Origin of the sequence: Desulfoplanes formicivorans, assembly GCF_001748225.1 — a bacterium.
Lineage (GTDB): Bacteria > Desulfobacterota > Desulfovibrionia > Desulfovibrionales > Desulfomicrobiaceae > Desulfoplanes > Desulfoplanes formicivorans.
The window spans coordinates 54,362-81,217 of the sequence record NZ_BDFE01000015.1; the positions used below are offsets into that span (position 1 = coordinate 54,362).

Annotated in this window: 24 protein-coding genes and 1 pseudogene; 15 read left to right on the plus strand and 10 right to left on the minus strand. The window is 54.2% G+C overall.

Annotated features, from left to right (window positions below; all coding sequences use genetic code 11):
* Positions 1 to 40: 40 nt before the first annotated feature.
* Positions 41 to 253 carry a hypothetical protein gene (locus tag DPF_RS05170; RefSeq protein ID WP_069858741.1) on the plus strand — a complete coding sequence of 71 codons (213 nt, stop codon included), beginning with the start codon at positions 41 to 43 and terminating at the stop codon, positions 251 to 253.
* A gap of 20 nt (positions 254 to 273) precedes the next feature.
* Positions 274 to 1,104 (plus strand): amino acid kinase family protein, encoded by an 831-nt coding sequence (locus tag DPF_RS05175; RefSeq protein ID WP_069857809.1) that lies wholly within the window; start codon positions 274 to 276, stop codon positions 1,102 to 1,104.
* 100 nt (positions 1,105 to 1,204) lie between these two features.
* Here the strand turns inward: DPF_RS05175 and der are convergent, their stop codons facing one another.
* On the minus strand, positions 1,205 to 2,533 hold the full coding sequence (gene der, locus DPF_RS05180) for a ribosome biogenesis GTPase Der (protein WP_069857810.1): 1,329 nt from the start codon (positions 2,531 to 2,533) through the stop codon (positions 1,205 to 1,207).
* 160 nt (positions 2,534 to 2,693) lie between these two features.
* Between der and DPF_RS05185 the strand changes: the two genes are divergently transcribed.
* From DPF_RS05185 to DPF_RS05205, 6 genes are all read left to right on the plus strand, one after another.
* On the plus strand, positions 2,694 to 3,176 hold the full coding sequence (locus DPF_RS05185) for a hypothetical protein (protein ID WP_069857811.1): 483 nt from the start codon (positions 2,694 to 2,696) through the stop codon (positions 3,174 to 3,176).
* Between the two features lie 86 nt (positions 3,177 to 3,262).
* Positions 3,263 to 3,589: a hypothetical protein gene (locus tag DPF_RS05190; protein ID WP_069857812.1), complete on the plus strand. Its 327-nt coding sequence runs from the start codon at positions 3,263 to 3,265 to the stop codon at positions 3,587 to 3,589.
* A gap of 173 nt (positions 3,590 to 3,762) precedes the next feature.
* Positions 3,763 to 3,969 (plus strand): hypothetical protein, encoded by a 207-nt coding sequence (locus DPF_RS05195; RefSeq protein ID WP_069857813.1) that lies wholly within the window; start codon positions 3,763 to 3,765, stop codon positions 3,967 to 3,969.
* Between the two features lie 333 nt (positions 3,970 to 4,302).
* Positions 4,303 to 4,449 carry a hypothetical protein gene (locus DPF_RS14015; RefSeq protein ID WP_176724173.1) on the plus strand — a complete coding sequence of 49 codons (147 nt, stop codon included), beginning with the start codon at positions 4,303 to 4,305 and terminating at the stop codon, positions 4,447 to 4,449.
* A gap of 61 nt (positions 4,450 to 4,510) precedes the next feature.
* A complete protein-coding gene (cytX, locus tag DPF_RS05200) occupies positions 4,511 to 5,773 on the plus strand; it encodes a putative hydroxymethylpyrimidine transporter CytX (RefSeq protein WP_083254485.1) in 1,263 nt (420 codons plus the stop codon).
* Between the two features lie 67 nt (positions 5,774 to 5,840).
* The gene (locus DPF_RS05205; protein ID WP_069857814.1) at positions 5,841 to 7,667 is read left to right on the plus strand and encodes an AsmA family protein; all 1,827 of its coding nucleotides are present in this window, start codon (positions 5,841 to 5,843) and stop codon (positions 7,665 to 7,667) included.
* Positions 7,668 to 7,877: 210 nt separating this feature from the next.
* Here DPF_RS05205 and cfa read toward each other — a convergent pair whose 3' ends face one another.
* Positions 7,878 to 8,990, minus strand: a complete 1,113-nt coding sequence (cfa, locus tag DPF_RS05210; protein ID WP_069857815.1) for a cyclopropane fatty acyl phospholipid synthase — start codon at positions 8,988 to 8,990, stop codon at positions 7,878 to 7,880.
* A gap of 339 nt (positions 8,991 to 9,329) precedes the next feature.
* On the opposite strand from cfa, the gene aroL reads away from it, so the two are divergent.
* Positions 9,330 to 9,974 carry a shikimate kinase AroL gene (aroL, locus tag DPF_RS05215; protein ID WP_069857816.1) on the plus strand — a complete coding sequence of 215 codons (645 nt, stop codon included), beginning with the start codon at positions 9,330 to 9,332 and terminating at the stop codon, positions 9,972 to 9,974.
* Positions 9,975 to 10,134: 160 nt separating this feature from the next.
* Here the strand turns inward: aroL and DPF_RS05220 are convergent, their stop codons facing one another.
* A complete protein-coding gene (locus tag DPF_RS05220) occupies positions 10,135 to 11,322 on the minus strand; it encodes an MFS transporter (protein ID WP_069857817.1) in 1,188 nt (395 codons plus the stop codon).
* Positions 11,323 to 11,605: 283 nt separating this feature from the next.
* Here DPF_RS05220 and DPF_RS05225 point away from each other — a divergent pair, with 283 nt between their 5' ends.
* From DPF_RS05225 to DPF_RS05235, 4 genes and pseudogenes are all read left to right on the plus strand, one after another.
* The gene (locus tag DPF_RS05225) at positions 11,606 to 13,711 is read left to right on the plus strand and encodes a TonB-dependent receptor plug domain-containing protein (RefSeq protein WP_176724174.1); all 2,106 of its coding nucleotides are present in this window, start codon (positions 11,606 to 11,608) and stop codon (positions 13,709 to 13,711) included.
* Between the two features lie 13 nt (positions 13,712 to 13,724).
* On the plus strand, positions 13,725 to 14,354 hold the full coding sequence (locus DPF_RS13710) for a YfiR family protein (protein WP_083254487.1): 630 nt from the start codon (positions 13,725 to 13,727) through the stop codon (positions 14,352 to 14,354).
* Positions 14,348 to 14,803: pseudogene (locus DPF_RS14440) on the plus strand (CHASE sensor domain-containing protein); the annotation flags it as partial. The gene DPF_RS13710 and the pseudogene DPF_RS14440, both read left to right, overlap by 7 nt.
* A gap of 21 nt (positions 14,804 to 14,824) precedes the next feature.
* Positions 14,825 to 16,414, plus strand: coding sequence for an ATP-binding protein (locus DPF_RS05235; RefSeq protein ID WP_231702137.1), 1,590 nt, complete (start codon positions 14,825 to 14,827; stop codon positions 16,412 to 16,414).
* Here DPF_RS05235 and DPF_RS05240 read toward each other — a convergent pair.
* The 3 genes from DPF_RS05240 to pyk all read right to left on the minus strand — a co-directional run bounded on the left by DPF_RS05240 (position 16,381) and on the right by pyk (position 20,643).
* Positions 16,381 to 17,658: an HD-GYP domain-containing protein gene (locus DPF_RS05240; RefSeq protein ID WP_069857820.1), complete on the minus strand. Its 1,278-nt coding sequence runs from the start codon at positions 17,656 to 17,658 to the stop codon at positions 16,381 to 16,383. The genes DPF_RS05235 and DPF_RS05240 overlap by 34 nt on opposite strands.
* Positions 17,659 to 17,669: 11 nt before the next feature.
* Positions 17,670 to 18,908: an HDOD domain-containing protein gene (locus tag DPF_RS05245; RefSeq protein ID WP_069857821.1), complete on the minus strand. Its 1,239-nt coding sequence runs from the start codon at positions 18,906 to 18,908 to the stop codon at positions 17,670 to 17,672.
* A gap of 313 nt (positions 18,909 to 19,221) precedes the next feature.
* The gene (pyk, locus tag DPF_RS05250) at positions 19,222 to 20,643 is read right to left on the minus strand and encodes a pyruvate kinase (protein ID WP_069857822.1); all 1,422 of its coding nucleotides are present in this window, start codon (positions 20,641 to 20,643) and stop codon (positions 19,222 to 19,224) included.
* Between the two features lie 382 nt (positions 20,644 to 21,025).
* On the opposite strand from pyk, the gene DPF_RS05255 reads away from it, so the two are divergent.
* Positions 21,026 to 22,024, plus strand: coding sequence for a carbonic anhydrase (locus DPF_RS05255; RefSeq protein WP_069857823.1), 999 nt, complete (start codon positions 21,026 to 21,028; stop codon positions 22,022 to 22,024).
* 150 nt (positions 22,025 to 22,174) lie between these two features.
* On the opposite strand, the gene DPF_RS05260 is transcribed toward DPF_RS05255, so the two are convergent.
* Complete coding sequence (locus DPF_RS05260; protein WP_069857824.1) at positions 22,175 to 23,017, minus strand: glycerophosphodiester phosphodiesterase; 843 nt, start codon at positions 23,015 to 23,017, stop codon at positions 22,175 to 22,177.
* A gap of 293 nt (positions 23,018 to 23,310) precedes the next feature.
* On the opposite strand from DPF_RS05260, the gene DPF_RS05265 reads away from it, so the two are divergent.
* The gene (locus DPF_RS05265) at positions 23,311 to 23,886 is read left to right on the plus strand and encodes a flavin reductase family protein (RefSeq protein WP_069857825.1); all 576 of its coding nucleotides are present in this window, start codon (positions 23,311 to 23,313) and stop codon (positions 23,884 to 23,886) included.
* 148 nt (positions 23,887 to 24,034) lie between these two features.
* On the opposite strand, the gene DPF_RS05270 is transcribed toward DPF_RS05265, so the two are convergent.
* Genes DPF_RS05270 through DPF_RS05280 form a run of 3 tightly spaced genes read right to left on the minus strand, consistent with a single transcriptional unit; the run spans position 24,035 to position 26,852 of the window.
* Positions 24,035 to 24,895 carry an ABC transporter permease gene (locus DPF_RS05270; protein WP_069857826.1) on the minus strand — a complete coding sequence of 287 codons (861 nt, stop codon included), beginning with the start codon at positions 24,893 to 24,895 and terminating at the stop codon, positions 24,035 to 24,037.
* Positions 24,892 to 25,749: an ABC transporter permease gene (locus DPF_RS05275; RefSeq protein ID WP_069857827.1), complete on the minus strand. Its 858-nt coding sequence runs from the start codon at positions 25,747 to 25,749 to the stop codon at positions 24,892 to 24,894. Before DPF_RS05275 ends, DPF_RS05270 begins: the two co-directional genes overlap by 4 nt.
* Entirely contained in the window at positions 25,746 to 26,852 is a 1,107-nt protein-coding gene (locus tag DPF_RS05280; protein WP_069857828.1) for an ABC transporter ATP-binding protein, read from the minus strand. The genes DPF_RS05275 and DPF_RS05280 overlap by 4 nt, the downstream gene beginning before the upstream one ends.
* Between the last annotated feature and the right edge of the window lie 4 nt (positions 26,853 to 26,856).

The following is a 26,856-nucleotide window of genomic DNA, read 5'->3' on the forward strand; positions in this document are numbered from 1 at the left end:
AACAGAAAGCATGTGGCAAACCCCAAACCAGGAGGTCATCATGTCCGGAAAAATTTTCTATCGTTCTCGCAGAAAAACAGGCGAAGGCGAGAAAAAGCCCAGATACCGTGTTGTGGCCGTGGCCGATTGCAATCTGAAAATCTATGTTGATCACCTGCGCATGGCCGAACTGGAACACCTTGCCGAAGTCATGAAGGCCGAGCTGATCCCCTTGCGTCTGGGGGAAAAGCATGATGGTCCTGCAACCGAATAAAAGCGCATCAAGGAGATTCCATGTCACTTGTACGAGAAAAAGACGGCAAAAGACTGCATGTCAAAAGCAGGCTCATGGGAGAGAGTCTGGTCAGCAAAAAGTTTCTCGAAACCCTGGAAGTGGCCCCCCAGGAACGACTGTATCCGGACGTCTGCCTCCTGAAGGTCGGCGGCCAGTCCGTGTGTGACAGGGGAGCCAAGGCACTGCCCGCCATTGCCCGGGAAATCGCGGACAACCGGAGCAAACACAAGATGCTCATCACAACGGGAGGAGGCACCAGAAGCCGGCATATCTACACCATCGGTCTGGAGCTGGGCATGCCCACGGGAGTCATTGCCAAGTTCGGAAGCACCATTTCCGACCAGAACGCCCTCATGCTGGCCACCCTTCTTTCCCCCTGGGGTGGCGTGAAGATCTCCCACAGCGACATTGTCAAACTCCCGGCGTATTTTGCCGAAAACATCATTCCGGTCATGCACGGCATGCCCCCGTACGACTATTTTGCCATGCGCCCCAAGACCGGACGTATCCCCATCCACCGGACCGATGTAGGTCTTGTTCTCATTGCCGATCTCATCGGTTCCCGAAACATCATCTTTGTCAAGGATGAAAACGGATTGTATACGGATGATCCCAAGAAGAACCCGAATGCCCGATTCATTCCCAAGATAGGAGCCAAGGAGCTCATGGACATGGATCAGGACGATCTGGTCATTGAACGCCCCTGCCTGGACATCATTCAAAACAGTGAAGTCATTGATCAGGTTCAGATCATTAACGGCCTGGTTCCCGGCAACCTGACCAGGGCACTCAACGGCGAGCACGTGGGAACGATCATCTACCGGCAGTAACACCCTGCCGCCTGCCCCACCAACCTAAAAGAGACGGCTGTAAACAGCCGTCTCTTTTGGGTTGGAAATTTCAATCCTTGCATATTGGGGCACGAAATCGTCAACGTTTTTTGGCATGGCTTCCCCGGAAAACGATCTTCAGGGGCACCATATCCAGTCTGAAAAACTTGCGAAGCTGATTTTCCAGATACTTGGCATAGCTTGGTTTGACCAAGGCGGGATCATTGACAAAAAAAACAAAGGTTGGGGGAGTGGATTTGGCCTGGGTCAGATAATACATCTTGAGGCGTCGCCCCTTGACCATGGGCGGCTGGTGCCGCTCGGTGACCATTTTGACCAAACGGTTCAATTCGCCGGTCCCGATGCGGGCCATACATTGCTTGACCAGCTTGCCAGCCAGGGGAACAATCTTGTTCACGCCCCGCTGTTTGAGGGCGGAAATGAAAATCAGGGGTGCGTGGCCGCAAAAGGCCAGGGCATCCCTGATATCCTGCTGTCTGGTTCTCAACTCGTAGCGGGGAATGAGATCCGTCTTGTTCACGGCAACAATAAACGGGATCTTTTCCCGATCAAGATAGGAAATAAGCCGCTTGTCCTGTGCCGAGAGTTCCTGGGAACCATCCAATACGAAAACGACCACATCAGCCCTTCTGGCCGCCTGCAGGGCACGGATCACACTGTACTGCTCCAGATCATCGTCAATCCGGGTCCGCCTTCGTATACCGGCGGTATCCACGAACACGTATCTGGTTCCTTCCCGGACAAAGGACACATCCACGCTGTCACGCGTTGTTCCGGCCACCGGGCTGACAATGAGACGATTAGTGCCCACCAGGGCGTTGATCAGCGAGGACTTGCCCGCATTGGGCCGACCAAGCATGGCCATGGCCAGGCGCGGCCGGGGATCTTTCTCCTCAGCCGCCACCACCGGCAAACGCTCCTCAATCAGATCCTGCAGCACGGAGATACCAAACCCGTGGGCCGCAGACACACAGGTCAGGGGAAAACCCAATGCATAAAATTCGGTTGCCAGCGTTTCCTCAAGCTCGGGCCCGTCGACCTTGTTCACCACCAGCACAACATCCTTGCCGCTTTGACGCAAATAGGCGCATACATCCTCGTCCATGCCCGTAAGACCTTGCCTGCCGTCCACAACAAACAGGATCAGATCTGCTGCATAAATGGCCTCCCTGGCCTGTTCCAGGATTTCCTCCTCCAGTTCCTGCGGGGTCTCCAGAACGAGACCTCCGGTATCGACCATGGTGAAGGGTTTTTCCAGATGGGTCACTTCCCCGAAAAGGGAATCACGGGTTACCCCGGATCGATCATGGGTGATGGCCTTTTTCTGACGCAGGATCCGGTTGAACAGGGAAGATTTGCCCACATTGGGACGCCCAACAATGGCAACAAGGGGGAGAGAAGCAGTCATGAGCGTGGTACCTCTTGGATGAAAGGGTCGTTGGTTCGCTCGAAACAGGCGAAAGGTGCAACCCGATTTCCGAACATGCGCCTGCCTGTACAAAGGGGACCTCGAACCGTCAACCAATGCATGGATGACATCCGCGGCCCATTGGCATACATGGTAAGCCATGGCCCTTCAATCCGACCCAGCAAAGAACACGGACAAGGCGGTGCTTTTGGCCGTGGACATCGGTCTGCGTACAGGTCTGGCAGCCTATGATGCCAGCGGCGATCTTCTGGTCTACGCATCCCGGCATTTTGCCTCGCCGGGCCGACTGGCCAAAGGACTCTGGGCCATGCTGGGTACGTATCCCAATTTGACCCATCTGGTTCTGGAAGGCGGCGGGCACATTGCTTCCCTTTGGGAACGCACCGCCTGGAAAAAACAGATTCAGGTCATGCGCATCACCGCGGAAACCTGGCGTCCGGACCTGCTCACGAGCAGACAGCGGAGGTCCGGGCGTGAAGCCAAGAGGACCGCATTGGTCAAGGCTCGGGAAATCATTGCCAGATCAACGGCCAAGGCCCCCACATCCCTCAGGCACGATGCGGCTGAAGCCATTCTCATCGGTCATTGGGCCGTCACGCACCTGGGCTGGGTGCAACGCTGAAGGGTCATGCCGCATACCCTTTTTGTATGTTGTAACGACATTTTCGTTATCACGGACCTTTTTCCCTGTCTCACACACATCCACTCATGTCCATGCATTACATCATCAGAGAATCGCAATTCACCCTGTTCGGCTCTTGTTCCCGCCGGAAAATAGGCATCAACCCCAAAGGCGTCCGGGTTGATGTTGTGCTTGCGGAAGGAGGCCCTGTGCGCGTTGGCTTCATGCAGGGCACGGCCATTTCCTGGCAATGCGAAATCCATGATCTCCACGCCATGCACAGCTTTGACACCCCGGGGCAATCCCACTGCCACGTCGTCATTGAAACCACTGATTCGTCCCTGGCACGGGGAACCGTGCTGGTCTGGGGGCTGGCTGCCGAACCAGCGGACAAAACCCATGATCCGCTTTGACAAGTATGATTTCCGTCCTTATAGGTCTGTGCCTTGGATTTCGTCTTGATCCTCCAGGTACCCGTCTGCCGACAAGGGCTTGCCTGGTTGCAGTCGTCTGCCCTCAAAGGCACTTTGATTGCATGGCTTGAAAGTACATCCCGTATCAACCACACCTCCAACAAGGGAGACGCATGCAAAAAACAATCGAGATCACCATCGACCCTGGCACCCACGCCCGCAACCTCTCTCCCAAGGATGCCGAAGAACTGGACATGCGCATGAAGGCCTTTGAAATTGCCGTGCGCATGAATCCCTCACTGATTGAAGAATTCGTGAACGTGGCAGAGCCGCTCCAGATGGCTTCCCCCAGACAATCCGGTCCGTCACGCGAAAGCTGAACAACCAGATTTATGCACGAATCGTTTTGATACACGGTTATCAACCCGAAAGACCGGCCCGCAAGGGTCGGTCTTTCGGGTTGTGTGGAACACGTCTGCTCAACCGAATCATTCCTTGGGCATGAACGCTACCCGGAAATGCCGCCACCCCTTTGACATGATCTTCCAGGCTTTACTCAGCGGGCTTCCCCCTATATGGGTGAAGGCAGATGCTCACCGGTTCTTTGTTCCCCGGATTTCGGGCAGAACCTGATCCCGAATCCCGGGCCGGATCACGCGCAACCACTGCTGCGGGACGCGGAGTCAACCCCGACATAGGGAGGAAATCGTTTCATGGATGCCCTCATTATCGTAGCCATTGCCCTGATCGTTGTTATCGGCGCCTTTTATGCCCTGGGTGTCGGCAGGCCCCACAAGACCACGTCGCGACCCACCAAGAACAAAGGCGCCTATTCCAAACGCGCTCGAAACAAGCGCTAGCTCCTTCACAACCACCTTCCGTTCACGTCCCGGGACGTAAACCGATCAATCACCAGGTGCCATGGACATTACTACCCTGCCTGTTACCCGCCGAACCCTCGGCGGCATGGATTATTTTCTTCTCTGGTCCGGCGTGGCCGTCTCCCTGGCCGAAATCTGGGCCGGAGGCTTTCTTGCTCCCATGGGACTGTGGGCCGGCCTGGGCGCCATCATCCTCGGCCACATCATTGGCAACACACTCATGGCCGGATGCGGCATCCTTGGTTCGGACCACGGGGTCATGGCCATGACCTCCCTGCGCCCGTCCTTTGGCATCCGGGGCTCCATACTGCCGGCCATTCTGAACATCATCCAGCTCGTGGGCTGGGCCGCCATCATGCTCATTATCAGCGGTCATGCCGGGGCCATGCTTGCCAGATTTGCCCCTGTTCCGTCATCAGAACGATTCTGGATCATCCTCATCGGTCTGGGCACCCTCATTTGGGCACTGCTCACGGAAAAACCCCTGTGGAAAACCTTGCAGAATACCGCAGTGATCGGCCTGCTCCTTGTGGTCTGTCTGATGACCGTGGTTTCGTTCAAGGAGATCGGCGTGGCCGCGGCCGTGAACAGACCCGTAACCATGAACTTCATGACCGGCCTTGACCTGGTCATTGCCATGCCCATTTCCTTTATGCCCCTGGTGGCTGATTACGCCCGGTTCGCCAGGAGCACCAAAACATCCTTCTGGAACACCTGGTGGGGCTATTTTCTGGTTTCTTCCTGGATGTACGTTCTCGGACTTGTGGCCACACTTATTACCGGCGAAACCGACCCGGGCATGCTCATTCTGCGAACCATGGGTTCTCTGGGCCTGGCCGTGCCTGCGCTGCTTTTGGTTGTCTTTTCCACCATCACTTCGGATTTTGCCAATCTCTACTCGTCCACCTGTTCGGCCCTGAACATCTCGGACAGGATCAAACCCAAAACCGTCATCTGGGCATCGGGTATCCTGTCCATTCTGGTAGCCCTTGTCTTTCCCATGGCCCAGTACGAGTCCTTTCTGCTGTTCATCGGAGCCATGTTCGTGCCAGTTCTGGGCATTGTCATGACCGATTATTTTCTGCTCAACAAACGTCACATGGCAACGGAGGACCTCAATCGACCCCATGGACCCTACTGGTATTTCAAGGGCGTCAACCGGGCCGCCATCCTGGCATGGATTGCAGGCTTCGGGGTCTTCCAGGGACTGGCAGCCATGAACTCACCCCTGGGTTCGTCTCTTCCCTCCATCCTGGCTGCCGGGATCGTTTATTACCTGTGCATGGCTCGTTCACGGGCCTGATTCCCCTTCATGGTCCGAACATGGCCACTGGTTTGCGTTTTTTCCGGCTTGCCCATAGATTGGTCCCATGCGCTGGTTCCTGAAAATCTTTCTGGGCATTTTGGCCCTTTTCATCCTGGCCATGGCCCTGGCCACCATCCTCATTGATCCCGACGATCTCAAGCCGTGGCTGCGCACACTGGTGCACCAGCACACCGGCCTTACCCTGGAAATCAGAAAACCGCTGGAGCTTTCCTTGTTTCCCCGCCCCGAACTCATGGCAAGGGGAGTACGTCTCACCGTGCCCGGTCAACCCCACAACCTGCCCCTTGTTGAAGCAAAACAATGCGTTATGGGCGTGTCTGCATGGTCCATATGGTCTGGCGGGTTTGATCTTTCGCGAATCGTCATTCACGGGCTGACCATGGATGCGGATCTGGCATCGCAGATCTCCCCGCCCGACACCCAGCAGACGCGGTCCGATTCCGGCCCGCCCTCTGTAACGGCCTTACCCCTTGCCATCAATCATATCCAGCAACTCCGCATCACCAACGCCACACTCACCGGGCTGCCGGACATATTCGGGACCACCCGCGTGCTGACCATCGCCGAACTGGACGTGCAGGGACTTGGCCGAGAGGTTCCTGCCCCAGCGCGATGTCGGGCAACCTGCAACAACATGGCCCTGGACCTGAACGGTTCACTGACCCTGTCCCGGGATCTGACCACCCTGCTTGTGCAAGACATCCAGGCCCGCGTGACTGCTCCCAGTCCGTTCCTGCCAACTACGTCAATCAACACGACCCTTGCGGGGACGCTTTTCCTTGACCCGCCCAACGACAGGCTGGTTTTGCGCGCCGTTCGCGCCACCCTTCCCGGGCTGGACATCCTGACATCCTCAACCATCAACTGGGCCCGGCCTTCCTGGGAAGGGGGCGTCATTGTAAACGCCGTCTTCACCCAGGCTGCACGCGCCCTGGGGCTTGCAGCGAACAATCTCACAACCCTGCCGAGACGAGTCGATCTCCGCACCCACTTCTCCCTGCATCCGGACACCCTGGCTCTCAGGGACGTGCACACGGTCATGGACGGACAAACACTGCGCGGCCAGGCAAGGGTCTCTGATTTTACCCGCCCCAGCATCACCTTCAAGGCCTTTGGAGATCACGTGAATATGGGCAGATATCTTCCCCCCGCCCCGGACACGGACAGAACGGCAGAACCGCCCGCATGGCTCAAAACCGCCCGGGTACGGGGAAGCTTCTCGGCCAACCGGATCACATTGGGATCACTGGTCGCGGACAATCCCCAAACCCTTGTCCGCGTCAACAAGGGCATCGTGCGCATCTATCCCCTCAAGGCAACCATCGCCAATGGCACCATGGAGGCCAATATCCGGGTCAACCTCAACGCCAGCCCGCCGACCTCCACCCTCAGAACCCATCTCAAGAACATTCAAATCCGCGACCTCGTTGATACGGACCAGCCGTCCACTGCCCTTCTCGGTGCCATGGACATGTTTTTCGATCTGACCTGGCAGGATGTTCCCTGGCGTCCCCATGTGGCAACCATGCACGGCCAGGCAACCATTGATGCGGTCAACGGCACCCTTGTCGGGGTACGCATTCCCGGCAGCAAGTCACCCTCCCCCCTCACCGAACGCATGGTCCCCCCTGGGGACATCATTCCCTTTTCCCTGCTTGCAGCCCGGTTCGATGTTGAAAGCGGGGTCATGAAGACCCGGCGTTTCACTCTCAAAAACCGATCCTTCACCCTGACCGGAAGGGGGACGTATGATCCTGGTACGGACGAACTTGGAGGCATCCTCTCCCTTGTCAACACAACATCCCGGCAAACCCTGCAATTGCAAGGCAGTCTGAACGAACCACGGCTGCGCAGGGTGCCAGCACCCTGACAAGAAATGGCCCTGGGTCACGCCTGACCTGAACGGCTGTGTGCCATCAATGGTCCGCAACGCTCCAAGGCGGGAACCACCAACACGAACCCCCAGCAAACAACACCGTGACAAGCAGGTATCATTTGCTGGGGGCTGGTTTTTCGTTCATGAACGTACCGGAAGGCATCCTGCCCCGGGAACAGCCGGACATTGCTCCTTGGTGCCCGGCTACCGGCACACGGGCTGGGTACGGCCCTTTCTGGTCATGAGCACCTGCCAGACCTGGATATCCCGTGCCCGAAACGCCCCGGCACAGGAGAGCAGATAGTATTCCCACATGCGCTTGAAGGCCTGGCCGTATGTCGAGCTCAGGCTGTCCCAGTGGTCAATGAACCGCTTGTGCCAGGCCAAGAGGGTGGGATCGTAGTGCGGGCCGATGTTGTGCCAGTCCTCGACCACAAAGATTCCTTCGCAGGCCCGGGCTATCTGGCCGATGGCAGGGAGCATGCCATTGGGGAAGATATAGGTGGTGATCCAGGGATCACAGCGCAGATTGGGGGCATTGCCGCCAATGGTGTGCAAAAGAAAGATACCCTTGTCCGCGAGCAGGGAGTCCACCTTGCGCATGAATGTCCGGTAGTTCTTGGCCCCAACATGCTCGAACATGCCCACGGACACGATTTTGTCAAAGGTCCCGCGCACATCCCGATAGTCCTTTTTCTCGATGGTCACGGGAAGGGAGCGGCACCATGTGCGCGCATACTCGATCTGCTTGTCCGAGATGTTCACACCCGTGACCCGGCACCCGTACTCCTCGGCCATATACTTGGCCAGGCCGCCCCAGCCACACCCGATATCAAGGACATGGTCGCCGGGAGCAAGCTCAAGCTTGCGACAGATGAGATCCATCTTGTTGCGCTGGGCTATTTCCAGATCGTCTGTATCCTGGAAATAGGCGCAGCTGTACTGGAGGTAGGAATCGAGAAAGGCAAGGAACAGATCATTGCCCAGGTTGTAATGTACCCGGGCCACCTTGCCAGCCTTGCGTCTGGTCTGGTTGTTGAAAAGGTAGGCAGGCAGGGCCTTGAGCAAAAGCTTCAGGTTGCCCGAGAGTCGATCCGTAACCCGGGCCGCAAGCACCCGGGAAATAAACGCATCAATGCGGGGACAATCCCACCATCCTTCCACATACGCCTCGCCAAGCCCCAGATTATGGTCGCAAAGGACCCGATCGTAGAGCCGGTCGTCATGAATGCGAATATCCCAGGGCGCGTTGCCACCGGGCGTGACACCGGCCTGCTCAAGCATGGTTTCCACCAGGTGTCTGGCTGCTTTTCGCATGGTGTACCTCCTTGTGCGCATCTTTTACGTGCGGATGCTGTTCCTCCCTTGAATCTCTTGCCTGGTGCCTGCACAATATCCACGTACAGGCTGCATAACGGTTGATGACATCAGATCCCTCGCAGAACCACGGGATCGTACTGCCCGCAGGGAAAAAAGGCCTCATCTATTCAGACAGCCCGCTCCCTGGATTTCCTGCGGATCGGGCTTTGACAACTCCTTGAAAATAGTTGCAGCGTAAGCCTGAAAGAACTTATTGTAAAGCAAACAATCCTGATTTGTGCACACAAAAGCGGACTATTGCGTGTGTACAGAGCATGGCTCAACAAGGGAGACACCATGAAACCATTTATCTGCAAAAAATTTGATGTTGAAAACCCCGACGAAACCATGGTCTTTGGCAAAACCCGACACGTGGTCTTTGACCTGGCCGCATCCAATGTGTTTCTGGTCGGCCTGCGGGGCAGCGGCAAGACCACCCTTGCCCGCAAGGTGGCTGACAAACTGGACGCATCCTTCGTGGATACGGACAGCCTTGTTGCCCGGAAAGCGGGCGCAACCATCCGGGAAATCATCGAGGAAAAGGGGTGGGAAACGTTCAGAAAGCTTGAAACAGATGTCCTGCGTGACGTCTGTTCCAACAGGGGGCAGATAGTGGCCACAGGAGGTGGAATCGTGCTCGCACCGGAAAACCGCGATCTTCTCCAGAAAAACGGGACCACCTTCTACCTCATGGGCAATCCCCCGCTCCTGGCAAGCCGCATGGAGCAGGACAACGCAACAGCAGAACAACGCCCCCCATTCAGTGACAATCCGCTGCAAGAAGAACTAAGCGAACTTCTCTGGGAACGCGAACCCCTGTACATGATGGTGGCCGCCCACACCCTGCAGGCAGAAAAATCCGTGGAGGATCTGGTCAGGGATGTGATCGCCGCCCTCTGGCCTGAAAAGCCCGAACGGTACAGACTTGAAGAGAATACATGAGACAGGAGAGACAGACAAAAGCCGGGAAACAAGGTTCCATTCCGGACATGCACGGGCAGGACGGACAAGGGTGAGGCCAGCGGCAACCGGCATCCATGCATCCGGAGAGACAAGGCCTGCCTTGTCTCTCCGCCAACCAACCATCAGGCTTTCGCCTTTGTTACGCCTCTGCCCCGTCACCGGCGTCTGTTTTTCCCTTTTCCGGCAGCGCCCAAATACAGGGCAGACTGACCCAGGAAAGCACTGCACACCCGCTTAAGGTAGCATCAAAGCCGAACCGGTCCACGCCCCAGCCCACCAGCAAAAGGATCAGGGACGTGATCCCGAAATTGAGTCCCATATACAACCCGTTGGCCGCCCCCCGATTCTTTCCGGCATGATCCTGGACCGTGGCCAAAAGGACCGGCGAGCAGGCAAATACAAAAAGACCGATACCCACCAGACACGGCGTGATTGCCCATCCATGGGCCCTCACCAACACAAGCAGCCACGCCGGACCAAGAACCATCCCCGCATAAAGGACCTTCTTGCGGCCAATGATATCGCTCAGGGAGCCTCCCAAAAGCGAACCAGCCGTTCCCACCAGCTCGAACAGCGCCAGGGCCATGCCGCCCATGACCACCGTGTATCCCTTGTCCATGACCATGTACGTGGGTAGAAATCCGGCAAGGGTACCGGTCAAAAAGGCCCTTGAGGCCAGAAGACCGCTCATGGGGAGCATGACAAACCGCAGCTCGCGCCAGGTCGCCATGACCGAAGGCCGTGGCCCGTGATCATGCCTGACAACGGGCACCGTGCGGATCTGCTGGTATAAAAGGATTGAGGCAACCATACCAAAAACCATGATGCCCCACATGCCCTCAAACCCGAACAGGCCCACGGCACCGGCCGCCACCACCGGACCCACACTGCGCCCCAGTTCACCAGCCACCATCCACACACTCATGCCCCGCCCGACCCGATACCCGGAAAACCGGGCCACAAACACGGGTCCCAGCACATGATACAGGGACGCGCTCACCCCGGCCACAAGCAGCATGAGACAGATGAGAGGATAGCTCGTGCTCAGCCCCAGGCTGGACATGATCATGGCCGTGACAGCCGGCGCGGCCGCAAAATAAACCCGCAGATCCCGGCGGTCCGCCAGAATGCCCAGAAAGGGATTGGCCAGGGAACTGGATCTGAAAAAAACGGTCAAAAGCCCTGCCAGGGTCATGGAAATGGAGGACCTGGCAATGATCAGGGGAAGAAACGGGGCCAGAAAACTCGAATAGACATCATGAACAAAATGCCCTCCAGCAACCATCAGGACCCGACGAAAGGATACACTGTCAGACAAAATCGACATTCTCCATTGATTCCTCCTCAGAGGGGGGGCTTTATTGGCTTGAGTTAACAACCGACTTAAATGAATGGATATTTACTCTAACCACACGTTACACGGTATTTTTCAAAATAACACCACTTAAATCAATCATCTATTGTCATACATTTTTCATAGTATGGAGCTAAAAAAATCGCATTGTACAACAACAAACAAATCATACATTGCAAAAAAATCTTTATTGTTATACACTCCCATCAATTTCTTCTTCACACATATTCATTGCACATCAAATAGGGAGTTTTTGATGCAGGCGAAGCCACAGGGCCATTTTCCTTGCAGAACCATCCACATCAACCTTTTCCGCACCATGTTCTCCATTGTCTCCATCACGAGTCTGTGCATGCTCATCCTCCAGGCTCGAGCCCTGGCAGCAAGTGCGTCGACCCTCACCAATCTCAAACACATGGACCTGGAAGAGCTTCTTGCCCAGGAAGTCTCATCGGCATCTAAAACACCGGAAAAATACTTCCAAACAGGGGCGGCCATCTACGTCATTACCAGTCAGGACATCCAGCGCAGCACGGCAACCACCATTCCGGACCTGCTGCGCATGGTTCCTGGTCTTCAGGTTGCCAGGATCGACGCCAATAAATGGGCGGTTTCCTCGCGTGGTTTCAACGGCCGATTTGCCAACAAACTGCAGGTGCTTGTGGACGGTCGCAGCGTGTACAGCCCGTCCTTTTCCGGAACCTTCTGGGATCTTCAGGACATGGTTTTGGAGGATATTGAACGCATCGAGGTCATCCGCGGACCAGGGGCCTCCCTTTGGGGTGCCAATGCGGTCAACGGGGTCGTCAATATCATCACCAAAAAGGCAGAAGACACCCTTGGCTCGCTGGTTTCTTCCCTTGTAGGCACGGAAGATCAGGTTGTTCAGGCACGCCATGGTGGCCTGATGGGCATGGACACGTCGTACCGCATCTATTTCAAGGGGCGTAATGCCGATACGGGTGGTCCCATCCACATGGATCCCGAGGACCAATGGAACAAGGAACAGGGAGGCTTTCGCATCGATTGGAACCCTCTAAACAAAAATTCGGCAACCCTGCAGGGCGACATCTTTACGGGTGCATTTGGCGAAAACATCAATCTGCTGGATCCGGCCACGGGTACAACAGGCTATGAAGACAAAACCATTCAGAAAAACGGGGGGAACATTCGTTTCCGCTTCGAACGGAATCATTCCGAAACATCAAGCACCTCATTTCAGATCTACTATGATCGGCTCAAACACGACGAGTACATCTGCCTGTATCAAAGCGATATCATTGATGCGGACATCCAGCACAGCTTTGACCTTAGCCCCAGGCATCATGTACTTGTCGGAGGGGAGCTGCGATACTTGAAGGACAGCTTCAAAGGTGACAGCACACTGGGGTTTACCCAAAACAAGGAGCGCACAGCCTTGTACACGGGATTCATCCAGGACCGAATTGACCTGGCTCCGGACATGTTGCAGCTCACCCTGGGGGCAAAATTCGAATACAGCGACGAATGGGGAGACGCAGTGGAACCCACGGCCCGCATTGTCATGACCCCCAATGCGCACAACACCTTGTGGGCATCGGTCTCTCGTGCAGTCCGATCTCCTTCAAGGGGGGAACAGTCAGTCCTGTTTTCGGCGGTAGAACAAGTCCCCAAAAACGCAATACCCATTCCCTTGCCGCCTGGACCTCCAGACACTGTTCCTGTTCGTTTCACCGTACAAGGCAGTAAGGACTACGACAAGGAATGGGTCACGGCTTACGAACTGGGTTACAGGATCATGCCTACCGACACCTTTTCCCTGGATATCGCCGGATTTTACAACGAGTATGACGATCTCCGAACAGTAACAACACATTTTCAGGATGGAACAATCAATGCCCAAGGCATGCTGGAAATTCCTGTGGAACTTACCAACAAAATGGACGCGCAAACCTATGGCGCAGAAATAACTCTGGAATGGCAACCCCGCCCTTTCTGGCGCGTGGAAGGAGCCTATACCTTTTTGAACATGCATTTTCAAATCCAGGGGAACGAATATGATTCACACGCCGGCACAACTGACGGAGATTCCCCGCAGAACCAGATTTCCATCCGCTCCCTGTTGGATCTGGGACATAACGTCCAGTTGGACCTCTGGGGACGCTACGTTGATGAGCTGACCATCTCGGATGAGTACAACATCCCGGCCTACACAACCTTGGATGCACGGTTGGCCTGGTCACCCACGCCCAATGTGGAACTGAGCCTTGTAGGACAGAATCTTCTGGAGAAAAATCATCAGGAATATGCCCAGCAGGATCTCAATGTGGCCCCCACCTCTGTCCAGCGCAGCATGTATGCAAAAATAACCTTTACTTTCTGATTTATATCCAGACATGACCAATCCACCCAACACCACCCAGTTGAAAGAATCCCCACCATTTACATACGGGCGCCTTTGGTTGCCAAAGGCGCCCGTATGGTTTGTCCTTATAGCTGGAATCTGCCTGTTATTAACCCGCCCATTGGCTGCAGAACAATCCGGGTTTGATGAAAATCAAATCAAATCGATTTTCATCTACAATCTGACCTATTTCGTCTTCTGGGACATGAAACGCCTGGGCCCGCCATCCACCCCATTCCGCATTCTCAACCTGGGAGACCAAACCATGCAGCACAGCCTGGAAAAAGCAGTCCAGGGTGAATCCGTTCAAAACCACCACCTCCATGTCGACTCCGTGCCCATGCACCCATTACATGCCTATCAAATCATTTTCGTGCCCAGCAACAAGACGTTTCGGACCAAACAGCTTCTCCAGGAAATCCATGGCCATCAAACCCTGCTGGTTGGCGAAAGCATTGATTTTTTAGAAAAAGGAGGCATGATAGCTTTTATACGTAATGGAAAAAAAATAAATATCTATCTAAATATGAATGCTTTAATCAAAGCAAACATTCTTATTAGCTCGAAACTTTACCGGGTAAGTATACCATTCAACAACGACAAAGAGAATACATCATGGTAAAGTTTATCAAAAACATTTCCATTCGAAAAAAAATCAATATAGCCTTTGGATTGATATGCCTTGGAATCCTTATCATCCTATCCATTTTTTTCTGCATTGAAAAATACATATCCTTCAAAAATGATTTACTAAAAAAAACACATATAGTCAGCGATATCATATCCAGCAACATCTCAGCTGCAATAGCCTTTAGTGACAAAATAACCGCAACTGAAATCATTTCAGGGCTGAGCTCTGATAATTCAATTATTTTTGCATGTATAACAAACAAGGAAAATGAAGTTTTTGCCTCATATACAAATGCCAAACACAACGTCTATATCTCACCGAAAGAAAAAATACACCATTTGCAAACATATGGAGAACAAAAAGAATCACTCCTTTTTTTATTTTCACCTCTTCAGCTTGAGCTGCTACAAGATATTCGTCTTCAAGGCAAAAAAATTGGAAGTATCTACATTATCGCGAGCATGCACAAACTGCATGATGACTTCAGACAGTTTTTTATCTTGAGCTTCTGCATCGCCATATCCATTTTCATTATCGCCATGATTTTCAATGCTCACATGCAAGGCATGATTCTGGATCCCATCAATGATCTTGTCAGCGCCATGGTCCATGTCAGTAAAAGCCAAAATTACACCATACGTGTTCGCAAACAAGGCAATGATGAATTGGGCAAGGTTGTAGACGGATTCAACGACATGCTTGAGACCATTGAAGAAAACCAAACCCTTTTGGACAAGACCCTCAAGGCGGAGTCTGAGGCCAAAAAACAGGCCATGGAGGCCAATGAATCCAAGTCCCGATTTCTGGCCAACATGAGCCATGAAATCCGGACTCCCATGAACGGCGTTTTGGGCATGATCCAGGTGCTGCAAAAAACTAATCTCACCAACCAACAGTATAGATATACCGAATTGATCCGTCTTTCAGGTGAAAATCTGCTCTCTTTGATCAATGACCTGCTGGATTTCTCCAAGATTGAGGCCGACAAGATGAAATTGGTCCTCGACAAGATTGATCCCTACCATCTCTTCGCGGAAATCCACGACATGATGGAAGTCCAGGCCAAAGACAAAGGGCTTGCCCTGTCGACCATCCTATGCACGGACATTCCAACACCCCTTGTAGGCGATACCGATCGCATCCGCCAGATCATGATCAATCTGGTAGGCAACGGCATAAAATTCACCAAGACCGGGTATGTCATGGTCAAAGTGACGATGCAACAATCCTCGGCGCACGGCATCACCCTGGGAATCGAGGTCAAGGACACGGGCATCGGCATCCCCCAAAAGGTGCAAAGTCATATTTTCAACAGCTTTGTCCAGGCCGATGATTCCACAACCCGAAATTTCGGGGGCACAGGCCTGGGGCTGGCCGTTACCAAACAACTGGTGAGCATGATGCACGGAGACATCGACATTGCGAGCGAACCCGGCAAAGGCTCCACCTTCACCGTGTCCATCCTTCTTGGCAGAGCCAGGGACACAGCAGCATTTCCGGTTACGTTTGCCCGCCCGGCTACACCCCCGAGCAACGTTCAGGCGGCGCAGTCGGCCTGCACACAAAATCACCAACAGATCAAGGTCTTGATCGCCGAGGACAACGAGGTCAACCAGGAAGTTCTGGTGGACGTCCTGAAATTCATGGGATGTTCCGTAACCCTGGCCGTGAATGGTGAAAAAGCGGTGTACCTGGCGTCCAGGGAACGGTTCGACCTGATTCTCATGGACTGCCAGATGCCGGTCATGGATGGCTTTGAGGCCACTCGACGCATTCGAGCCTTCAAGGATCCGATTCTGGCCAGCGTTCCCATCGTGGCCATGACCGCCCTGGCCCAGGCCAAGGACCGGCAGGCCTGCCTTGATGCAGGCATGAACGACTACCAGAGCAAGCCCTTTTCCATGGACAAACTGGAGGCATGCATTGCGAAGTGGACGGGGAACAAACAGGAGGAAAACGAAAGCAGAGATCAAAAGGCAGGCAGGAGAATTCAGGACGTGTCACCCGGCCGCCGGGGTCATCCTTCGGTATCCATGTCTTCCATGAAATAAGAAATTCTGGCTTTGGGCTTGAGATATCTGACTTCGGAAGAGGAAAGATCTGCCACAGCCACAGTGCGTTTGATCTTCAAGTCCTCACTGGCCAGATCCAGGACAACGGCATCTTCAGGAGAAACGCCGTTCACATAGGGCAGGACCATGGGAGTCAGGGGATTCTGTGGGTTCACCGCCATAACCTTGGCTACAACATCATTGGTCAGAAGGACAATGGTTCCGGGAGGAAAGACCCCAAGACGTCTGACAAACTGAGAAAACAGCCCCATATCGATGATCATGTCATATTTTTTAAACATGAGCTGCAAAGCGTCATGGGGAGAAAGTCGTTTTTCCGGATCATAATGGTTGCACAGATTGTCGAAAATATTTGCAATGGTCGTCATTTTGGCAAGCAGATGCAGGTTCCGACCATCACAACCTTCAGGATAGCCCAATCCGTCGATCCGTTCATGATGCTGGCCGATAATGGCCAAAATGTCCTTGTTGCGGGCACCGTTTTGGCCAGCGATCTCCAAACCGTAGCGAGGATGGAGTTGTAAAAGCTCCCATTCGTGTTTGGTCATGGTTTCGCGGGGCTTGCGCCAATGCTTTTTCTCGATGCGCATCTTCCCCAAGTCGTGCATGAGCGCCCCTGCCCCCAAAGCATGGAGCTGCTCCTTGGACAAATCCAGGGAACTGCCGATCATGAGGGAAAGAACAGACACGTTCAAAAAATGATAGGTCAGCTCCAGTTCCTTATCATTGGCACTCATGAGATGCATGACGGTGTCGGACAGGGAGGCAAAGGTATCGACCATCTCCCCGACAATCAGATCAACCTCGACAAGCCCCTCACCCTTTCCGGCCATCAGTTTGCTCATGAGATTGGGTACTTTGTCAGCTGTTTGACTAAATTTTTTGGCGGTCTTGGCAATTCGGCTTCGTATCTGCATCAACCGCTTCTTGCGTTCCTGCTTCAGCTGGAATTCCTTGTCGATCTCTGCATCCCGAGGAGTCGAGGCAGCGTGCACCTCACGATGCCGGGTCTGCACCGGCAAGGGAGGCCGATCGCTTCGATCTGGGTCATACCTGAATTCAGTAATACCCAACTGTTTGAGAATGGCCAGTTGTTTCTCGGTCTTGATTTTGAAATTATTCAAAAGAAACGGATGCTTAAGCCAATGCTCCTCCAGACAGACAAAAATACCTGTTTGCAGTTGATCCGCGCTTATGGTGTGTTCGTTATTTTTCCGTGCCATGAAAATGCGTTTTACCAGTGAAGCAGGGTCAGCTCGCTTGCTGCCTGGGAAAAAAATTTTTTGCAGGCCTTTTGCCAGCGCTGCAGTTTTTCTTTGGAAATAGTCTGTTGCAAAAAGGTAACATCAAGTTGGCCCAAAGGATCATTCTTGCCCATGCGTAAGAACAAATGATCCAGGACGTTGGCCACATGCACTATACATAAAGGAGAAACCTCCCATCGCTTGATGGCTGAAGGCCGCTCGTGAAAGGCAATCGCCTCAACAATCTCCTTGGGCAGTCCCCAGATCCCCATGAGATAGGCCCCGACCATTCCGTGGCAGGCCCCAAGTGCCGCTCTCTCCAAAGCCCAAAGAGGTTGTTCCTGACTGGGGGCATGCTTCAAGACCGATGCATAATCTCCAGGATAGGTCGTGATGAGCAGATATTTCCCAATATCATGCAACAAGCCGGCCAGATAGCACTTGTTGACAAAAGAAGAATCTGCCGACTCGAGAGCAGCGATAATAGCGGCATATCTGGCCGTACGCAGACAATGACGCCAAAGATTATCAATGGAAAATCCGCTATACGGCATCTCATTGTACGCGGCAAAAATATCCTTGGACGAGACAATCTCATACAACAGATCCATGCCGATCAATTTAGCCGAATCGCTCAATGAGGGGAGCCCCTGAGTCTTGGTGAAAAACGTATTCAGGGTCACCTTCAGCAGATTGGCGGCCATATTCACGTCATAGGGCAGGATTTCCCCCACTTCCTGGGGATCATCATGGGCAATGGCCTCGAACAAAAGGGCAAAAAACAGGGGCTGACCGGGCAACGCCCCGATGCCGTTGAGCTGTTCCCGCAATTCCCTGCTGGGAAGGATCTGGCGAAAAAAAAGGATGTCCTTGACCCAGGCAATAAGGGTTTCAGGGGAGCAGGGCTTGTGCAGAAATTTATGCGCCGGCTTAAGGGTCTTGAGGATGAGCGACTTATCGGAATGACCGGACAAAATCGTCCTGATGGTGTTGGGATAGTGCTCCATGACCTGACGCAGAAACGCTGCACCGTCCATCTCGGGCATGTACATATCCGACACCACCAGATCCATTTCCTGTTGAGCCAGAATCGCCAGGCCCTGTCGACCACTGGTAGCAAAATGCATGTCCCATTGTTTGCGCATGGACCGCAAAGGACGCCTTAGCCCATCCAGGACGTTTTTTTCATCGTCCACAAAGAGAATTTGAAATTTTTGACTTTCAGTCATTCCCGTTCCCAGACCTTGCTTGTTCCGACCATGGTTGCAGCAAGTCACGACTATGCGCCGATACCAAGCCAACGCGCATCAGGGTGACAGGCTGACAATACAGCAAAGACACCTTGGGGTGCTGGTTCAAGAACCAACACCCCAAGGACCGATACTCTACTCCACCAGGGAACTCGGACAGTCAATCCGGGCAACACCCCGCATTCTCCACCCATTCCGAGCTCCATGTTTTTTGTCCCCCTTCTGCCCTGCTGGCCGGAACGGTCTTCTGCCCTGTATCCCATCGCGGGTCAATCACACCAGTTCTGCTTCGTCATTTCACATACACCTTGATCTCGTTGGTCTGGACCTTCTTCTGACCCGGCGTGGCCTCGCCCGAAGTGATGACCAGCTTGTCACCGGAATCAAAGTGAGAAGCCGTCTGAATAAAACGTTCGGCCCGCTGAACATGTGCCTTGAGAGAGGTGTCTGCAAGATGGGGACGTACCCCCCAGAAAAAGTTCATGGCCCGCATCACACGCGGATTGGAAGTAAGGGTGTCGATATCCTGGACCGGCCTGCGACTGGAAAGATACCTGGCCGTGGAGCCAGTGGTGGAATGGCTGACAATGGCTGCTGCCTCGGTGTTGTCCGCCAGAAGACAGGCGGCATAGGCCAGATACTTGGGCGGATTTTTTTCCTGTTTGGGCGCATAGGGGCCCTTGATCCTTTCCAGATAATAGGGTTCGCACTGGGCAGCGATGTCCCGGATCATGTTCACTGCTTCCACGGGATAGGTGCCGATGGCGGTTTCCTCGGAAAGCATGACGCAATCGGCACCATCCATGATGGCGTTGCCCACGTCCGCTGCCTCGGCCCGGGTGGGAATGGGATTTCTGACCATGGACAACAACATCTGGGTGGCCACAATGGAGGCCTTCTGGGCGTGGCGGCAGGTGCGGATGATCTTGTTTTGGAGAACGGGCAAAGACGCCAGGGGACATTCAAGTCCCAGATCACCCCGGGCCACCATGATCACGTCAGCCAGATCCACGATGGACTGAAGATTGTCCATGGCATTTTTGCGTTCCAGTTTGGCAACAACCGGCACCCAGGTTCCGTGGCGGGCAATGAGGGCCTTGGCATCAGCAATATCATCTTTGGTCTGGACAAAGGAAACAGCCAATGCGTCCAGACCAATTTCCAGGCCCTCATCCAGGTCCTTGCGATCCTTGTCCGTGATGGCAGAAATGGCGTGTTCTTTGCCGGGGAAAAAGATGCCTTTGTTGGAGGTGAGCAGCCCCCCGTTGTGGGCCTGGAGCAAAAAACAGGCATCCTTTTTCATTACCCGGGTGATGGTAAAGGTGAGCAACCCGTCGCTCAAGGAAACCGGCATACCAACTTCAAGTCCCTTGAGAAGCTCGGGAAAATCCAGAGGCAGGAACGGATATCTGCCGGCCTGCTCCCTGTACTCGGGTAGCCCGAGACAAACATACCATCCTTTTTCAATTTCAAGGGGCGAATCCTGGACCTTGCCGATGCGGATCTTGGGTCCGCATAGATCCCCCAAAGCGGTAAGCGGGATGTCCAGCTCGTTTTCGATCTCCCGGATCATCTTTACCGTGGGGGCAAAAAAGGCTGCATCAGCATGGGAAAAATTGAGCCGGAAAATCCTGACCCCGCCCTGGACCATGGCCTTCATGGTCTCGTAGTTCGAAGAAGCAGGACCCAGCGTGGCAACAATCTTTGTTTTCATGACCAACTCCTTGGCAAGAGCATTCCGTTTGTCCAACTGATAACGCATAACCCTGCAATGGTCTATGGGTATACCGTATTGAGAAGCAGCCGCAACGATCGCATGTCCTTTTCATACTCCCAACGTCTTACCTGTCGCGATCATAAATCAGGACATCCCCCTACATCTGTCGGGTATTTTTGGGTATATACCCTCAAAATCATCAATGCAGAGGTCGAGTCGGCCAAGACCATCCAGCATCCAGATTCTGAAACCTCTCTTGCAGACCGGGAACAAAAACCTTGCCTCTATCTTTTTCAATGGATAAAGCTCAAGGGTACGTACTGTTTTGCCAACACGATGAGAAACGATCCCCATCCATGTAACCGAAGGAGAGATGATTATGAAACGCCTGATTGCCTTGCTGGGAACCCTGACCGCCCTCCTGGTGCTGACCAGCCCCCTTGGGGCAACAACCATTCCGACCCAGCGCATGTTCACCCCGGAGGAGGCCCTTACTCAGTTAAAAGCCGGCAATGACCGCTTTGCCACGGGCCATGCCATCCATCCCAATCAGGATCGTCAGCGCCGCCTATTCACCACCACCAAAGGACAGCACCCCTTTGCCACGGTCATTGCCTGTTCCGATTCCCGGGTGCCCGTGGAAATTCTCTTTGATCAGGGCGTGGGCGACCTGTTTGTCATCAAGGTGGCCGGCAATGTTCTGGATGTGGATGAAATCGCTTCCGTGGAATACGGCGTCGATCATCTGGAAACGCCCCTCATGCTCGTACTCGGTCACACCCATTGCGGAGCCGTAACAGCCGTTGTCCAGGACGCTCCCCTCCACGGCTCCATCCCCCAGCTGGTGGACAATATCGTTCCGGCGGTCACCAAAACCAAACATGACCATCCCGAACTCACGGGGAATGAACTGGTCACTGCAGCCGTAATCAACAACGTCTGGCAGGGCATTACCGATCTGCTCATGCACAGCCCGGCCACACGTGCCCGGGTCCAGGCAGGCACCCTGCAAGTCCAGGGCGCGGTCTACGACATTGACACCGGCAAGGTCGAGTGGCTGGGTCCCCATCCGGGGCAAGAGGCCATCATGGCAGCTGCCGGTCCCGCTGATATGGACCATGATGCCGAAGCAACGGGCCATGACGAGGCTGCTACCCACGGGGAACAGGAGGAACACCAGGCCTTGACCCACGAGACCGCCATGGTCGACGAGGAACAGGCATCCGGGGACATGGAAGAGGCATACACCCAGGAAGTGGAAGCCCAGGCCACTCCCCAGCCTGCCGAGAAAGGCGGTGCCAGCGGCCTCTGGTTCATTTTCTTCCTTCTGGTGATCATTCTGGCCGCCGTATACATGAAATCCAAAACCAAATCCTGAACAACCTCTTGAATACTGATACACAAAGGGGAGGGCCTATAGGCCCTCCCCTTTGTGTATGCCTCATCCTGCATGCGTTCACGCTCTTGTCAGTCCCTCTCCCGGGTGAACAGGACCAAGCCCTGCCCATGAAGGGAAACCCCTGACGCCTCAATCAGCAGCAGCCCGCACGATCTGGGGAAAATCCGTGATCAGACCGGTTACGCCCTGAACCACCAGGGAACGCATCTCCCGGGGGTCGTTCACCGTCCACACGTTCACATACATCCCCTCGCCAAGAACCTGCCGCAGGTCATTGCCCTGCAGAATCTCCCTGTCGGGATGCCAGGCCTGGACGCCAAGGGCCACAAGGGTCTCCAGGATGCGTCCCTCTCCCAGGTTGGCCGCTTCCATCAAAGCGGCAGTGGGTATCTCCGGCATGAGCAGCCTAACCCTTTGCAGATAATCGAAATTAAAGGAAGAGATCAGGATTTGATCCACCAGATCCAGGTGGCGGACCATTTCCACCACCTTCTCCACAACCACATCATGACCGGGAGTGCCGTGAAGATCCTTGATCTCCACGTTGATCCTGAAATTGTGCTCCCGGGTGAACCGAAGCCCCTCCTCAAGGGTGGGCAGGATCATGTTCCGAAATCCCAGTATCTCATTGCCGGAAAAAGCGCCTGCCGCCACTTGCTCAAAGGGATCATCGTCCACAAAAAAGGAACCAAAATCCAGTCCCCGGAGTTCCTCCAGGGTAAAATCAGCCACGCGCCAGGGTTTACGCGCGGCAAATGCGGGAAGCCGGGCAACATTGGTTACCCGGCTCAGGGTGTTGTCATGCGTGAGCACCAGGTGACCGTCACGGCTCATCTGGACATCGGTTTCCCAGGCATAAGCCCCGGCATCCAGGGCTTTTTGGACGGCAGAAAGGGTATTTTCCGGAGCCAGTGACCGCGCGCCCCGATGGGCAAGGGCCAGCACCGACCCTGTATACGCATCAAAAAACATGGGTTCTCCAAGGGTAAACGATTCAGTGTCTTTCGCACGGATCCTTAATCATATCCCCGGCCAAGGGCAAGAAAAGTCCGTCACGATTCCCCATTGCCTTGCATACTCAAACAAGGCAGTTTGGCCTTGCCTTGTTCCCCACCTGCCAAACCTTCTTCACATAATCATCTCCATGACCAGAACCGCCTGCACCCGGGATGCGCACGCACCCGCTCCCCTAGCCTTTCTTTTTCTTGAAAAGGTGGTACATAGGAAGTATTTTACAGGCTACATCAATTATCAAGGAGAAAGACATGAAACAATCACTTGGCCCCAAGATACTGGCGCAACCAACCCCTGCCTGGGTTATTGGCAGCTATGATCAGACCGGAGCTCCCAACGTCATGACCGCAGCCTGGTGCGGGGTATGCTGCTCCAAACCGCCCTGTCTGACCGTATCCATCCAGACTCCCCGTCACAGCTTTGCCGCCATCATGGAACGCAAGGCGTTCACCGTGAACATTGCTTCGGCCCATCAGGCGGCTGAGGTGGATTACTTCGGAATGGTCTCGGGCAAAAACGTGGACAAATTCCAAACAACAGGAATGACCCCGGTCAGGGGGGAAATGGTTGATGCCCCGTATATCGAGGAATTTCCCCTTATCGTGGAATGCAAGGTCGTCGCGGTGCACGACCTGGGCGTACACACCCAGTTCGTGGGACAGATCATGGACGTCAAGGCCGATCCGTCAGTACTGGACGACAAGGGCATGCCCGACATGTCCAAGATCAGCCCCTTTGTGTTTACCCCCGGAAACCGCGCCTATTATGGAATCGGAGCGTATCTGGGACAGGGCTTTGATCTGGGCAAAGCCTTCATGAACACATAGTCCGCCAGAACAATCACCCAGCAACAAAACCCCTCCGGAAAAGGAACAGCAGGTCAGGTTCCTTTCCCGGAGGGGTTTTCGTTATTCAGGAGCAAACAGCCCCCTGTCCGTACACATCCAGACACAATCCAGCCGTTGCCAGTCCGGCCTATTCCAGCTTCTCCTTCCGGCTTATGTACAGATTAAACAGGGCCAACGACGAGGTCCCCACAATGAGCAGAAAAGAGATGGCATTGATCACCGGCGTGCTGCCGTCCCTGACCTGGAGATAGAGATTGATGGGCAGGGTGGCCTCGGAACCCACCAGAAAGAGAGTGGTGTTGAAGTTTTCAAAGGACATGAGAAAGGCCACGGCCCCGGAACCGATAATGGCCGGACGCAAAAATCTCAGGGTGATGTACCAGATAACCTGCCATCGGGTGGCACCGAGATTAAGGGCCGCCTCTTCCAGAGTCCGGTCGAACTTCTTGAGTCGGGCTGAAACCACAAGGGTCACAAAGGTGGTGATAAAGGAAAACTGCCCCAGCACCACCAGCCAGAATCCCGGCCGGAACAATCCCACATCGATCCCCCAGGTATCTTCAAAGAACATCCCCAGGGTATTGCTGAAAAGCAGGATGGAGATACCCAGGATGACGCCGGGAATGACCAGAGGCATGAGCATGAGAAAATAAAGGGGGGTCTTGAGGGGAAAATTCTCCTGTTCAAAGAGAAAGGATGCTGCCGTGCCCACCATCACCGAAAGCACGGAAACACAGATGGCCACCTTGAAACTGACCCAGATGCTGGCCAGATTGATCTGATCGTGAAAAATCCCCACACGCTGGGCAACATTTCCCGTAAACCACTCCACGGTAAAGCCCTTCCAGGGCAGGGAGGGGAACTGGGAATCATTGAAGGCCAGGATGCAGGTAATGACAAGGGGGGCAAAGAGAAAAAAGAAATAAAGCCCCATGAACACCCCGAACGAAAGGGTATAGGTTCTGGATTTGGGAAGCGTACGTATCATGATGCCACCTTCCCGAGATTTTGACGGGTCAGCTTGAGACCGACCCAGATGATGAACGAAGAAAGAATGAGCAGCAGAAAACCAAAGGCCGAACCCTGATTCCAGTTGAAGCTGGCAATGAACTGGTTGTAGATCTGCTCGGTGAACCACAGGGAACTCTTGCCGCCCATGAGATTGGGAGTCAGATAATTGCCCAGGGTGAGCATGAACACCACAATGGATCCGGAAACAATACCGGGCTTGGCATGGGGAATGATAATCTTGCCCACAATGGTCCACATCCCGGAGCCCAGATCATAGGCTGCTTCAATCAGGGCATCATCCAGACTGTCCAGAGCGGAAATGAGCGGCACCACCATGAACAGCATGGAAGTGTACACCAGGCCCAGCAGCATGGTGGCGTCGTTATACAACATTTCCACCGGGGTGCTCGTGATGCCCAGCATCATGAGAAAATGATTGATCACCCCGCTTTCACGCAGCAGGATCATCCATCCGTACACCCGCACCAGTTCACTGACCCAAAAGGGCATGAGCAGCAGAACAATGAGAAATCCCTTGACCCGGGGCGAAACAACCTTGGTGATGTAAAAGGCCACGGGCAGGGCAATCACGAACGTGATGCAGGTGACCAGGATGGAGTACACGGCCGTGCGCACAAAGGTCAGCCAGTAAATGGGTTCGGTAAAAAACTCCTTGTAGTTGACCAGGCTCCAGACCATGTCCCCATAATCGTCTTCCGCCCGAAAGGACATGATCAACAGATCAATATGGGGCAGAACAATAAGAAAAATGAGCCAGATCAGGACCGGAGCCAGGAAAAAGCAGGTCATCCAGGAAAAATGTCGTTTCATGACGCATCTCCGGCAAAACAGATGCCTGATTTCTCATCCCAGCCGATCTCCAGCACATCCCCCTTTTTGACATGATCGTACTGCCGGTTCTGGGGCAGGGCAACGATCAGTTCCTTTTCCTGGCCCGTACCCTCCCTGGGGTGCACCAGAATGCTGCTGTTGGCGCCATTGAACAAAATGGAGCGCACAACCACCTGAAACCGGTTCAGCGAAGGGATGGAGGCGTCGGGCTCGATAAGCATGGCCTCGGGCCGCAAAAAAACCCGAACCTTGTCGCCGGGCGCGAACTTCTGATCGGTGCGAATGTGGCACGTGTTCCCGTTTTGGGTCTGCACCGTGACCCGATCATTCTCCCGGCCCGTCACCATGCCGTCCCAGGCATTGTTGTCTCCCACAAAGCTGGCCACAAAGGGTGTTGCGGGTTTGGCGTACAGATTCTGGGGTTTGTCCATCTGTTCAAAACGGCCCTTGTTCATGACCGCCACAAAATCGGACATGATCAGGGCCTCGGACTGATCGTGGGTGATATAGATAAAGGTGGTGCCCACCTGGGCCTGCAGGGTCTTGAGTTCCACCTTCATCTGCTCCCGGAGTTTCAGATCCAGGGCACCCAGGGGTTCATCCAGAAGCAGCACGGCGGGCTCCAGAACCAGAGAACGGGCAATGGCCACCCGTTGGCGCTGGCCGCCTGAAAGCTGATGTACCTGTTTGTCTCCATATCCGGGCAACCCCACCCGTTCCAGAATGGACTCCACTTTCTGGGTAATCACTGCCCCGCGTTCCCCCCTTCGCCGAAGGCCAAAAGCAATATTTTCAGCCACATTCATCATGGGGAACAGGGCCAGATGCTGAAAAATCAGATTGACCGGCCGTTTATTGGGGGGGATTCCGAGCATATCCCTGCCACGGATGGCAATGGTGCCGGCGGTGGGCTCGATAAATCCTGAAATCATGCGCAACAGCGTTGTCTTACCGCACCCCGAGGGACCGAGAATGGAAAAGAACTTTCCCTGATGCACATCAAAGGACACCCTGTCGACGGCGGTAAAGGCGTCAAAACGTTTTACCAGTTCGTGAACCTGCAGATCAATCTTTCGAGACATACCT

Excerpts from the sequence above, each read along its gene's own strand:
- DPF_RS05170 (WP_069858741.1), top strand. The coding sequence starts at position 41 with ATGTCCGGAAAAATTTTCTATCGTTCTCGCAGAAAAACAGGCGAAGGC.
- DPF_RS05175 (WP_069857809.1), top strand. The coding sequence starts at position 274 with ATGTCACTTGTACGAGAAAAAGACGGCAAAAGACTGCATGTCAAAAGC.
- der (WP_069857810.1), bottom strand. The coding sequence starts at position 2,533 with ATGACTGCTTCTCTCCCCCTTGTTGCCATTGTTGGGCGTCCCAATGTG.
- DPF_RS05185 (WP_069857811.1), top strand. The coding sequence starts at position 2,694 with ATGGCCCTTCAATCCGACCCAGCAAAGAACACGGACAAGGCGGTGCTT.
- DPF_RS05190 (WP_069857812.1), top strand. The coding sequence starts at position 3,263 with ATGTCCATGCATTACATCATCAGAGAATCGCAATTCACCCTGTTCGGC.
- DPF_RS05195 (WP_069857813.1), top strand. The coding sequence starts at position 3,763 with ATGCAAAAAACAATCGAGATCACCATCGACCCTGGCACCCACGCCCGC.
- DPF_RS14015 (WP_176724173.1), top strand. The coding sequence starts at position 4,303 with ATGGATGCCCTCATTATCGTAGCCATTGCCCTGATCGTTGTTATCGGC.
- cytX (WP_083254485.1), top strand. The coding sequence starts at position 4,511 with ATGGACATTACTACCCTGCCTGTTACCCGCCGAACCCTCGGCGGCATG.
- DPF_RS05205 (WP_069857814.1), top strand. The coding sequence starts at position 5,841 with ATGCGCTGGTTCCTGAAAATCTTTCTGGGCATTTTGGCCCTTTTCATC.
- cfa (WP_069857815.1), bottom strand. The coding sequence starts at position 8,990 with ATGCGAAAAGCAGCCAGACACCTGGTGGAAACCATGCTTGAGCAGGCC.
- aroL (WP_069857816.1), top strand. The coding sequence starts at position 9,330 with ATGAAACCATTTATCTGCAAAAAATTTGATGTTGAAAACCCCGACGAA.
- DPF_RS05220 (WP_069857817.1), bottom strand. The coding sequence starts at position 11,322 with ATGTCGATTTTGTCTGACAGTGTATCCTTTCGTCGGGTCCTGATGGTT.
- DPF_RS05225 (WP_176724174.1), top strand. The coding sequence starts at position 11,606 with ATGCAGGCGAAGCCACAGGGCCATTTTCCTTGCAGAACCATCCACATC.
- DPF_RS13710 (WP_083254487.1), top strand. The coding sequence starts at position 13,725 with ATGACCAATCCACCCAACACCACCCAGTTGAAAGAATCCCCACCATTT.
- DPF_RS05235 (WP_231702137.1), top strand. The coding sequence starts at position 14,825 with ATGCACAAACTGCATGATGACTTCAGACAGTTTTTTATCTTGAGCTTC.
- DPF_RS05240 (WP_069857820.1), bottom strand. The coding sequence starts at position 17,658 with ATGGCACGGAAAAATAACGAACACACCATAAGCGCGGATCAACTGCAA.
- DPF_RS05245 (WP_069857821.1), bottom strand. The coding sequence starts at position 18,908 with ATGACTGAAAGTCAAAAATTTCAAATTCTCTTTGTGGACGATGAAAAA.
- pyk (WP_069857822.1), bottom strand. The coding sequence starts at position 20,643 with ATGAAAACAAAGATTGTTGCCACGCTGGGTCCTGCTTCTTCGAACTAC.
- DPF_RS05255 (WP_069857823.1), top strand. The coding sequence starts at position 21,026 with ATGAAACGCCTGATTGCCTTGCTGGGAACCCTGACCGCCCTCCTGGTG.
- DPF_RS05260 (WP_069857824.1), bottom strand. The coding sequence starts at position 23,017 with ATGTTTTTTGATGCGTATACAGGGTCGGTGCTGGCCCTTGCCCATCGG.
- DPF_RS05265 (WP_069857825.1), top strand. The coding sequence starts at position 23,311 with ATGAAACAATCACTTGGCCCCAAGATACTGGCGCAACCAACCCCTGCC.
- DPF_RS05270 (WP_069857826.1), bottom strand. The coding sequence starts at position 24,895 with ATGATACGTACGCTTCCCAAATCCAGAACCTATACCCTTTCGTTCGGG.
- DPF_RS05275 (WP_069857827.1), bottom strand. The coding sequence starts at position 25,749 with ATGAAACGACATTTTTCCTGGATGACCTGCTTTTTCCTGGCTCCGGTC.
- DPF_RS05280 (WP_069857828.1), bottom strand. The coding sequence starts at position 26,852 with ATGTCTCGAAAGATTGATCTGCAGGTTCACGAACTGGTAAAACGTTTT.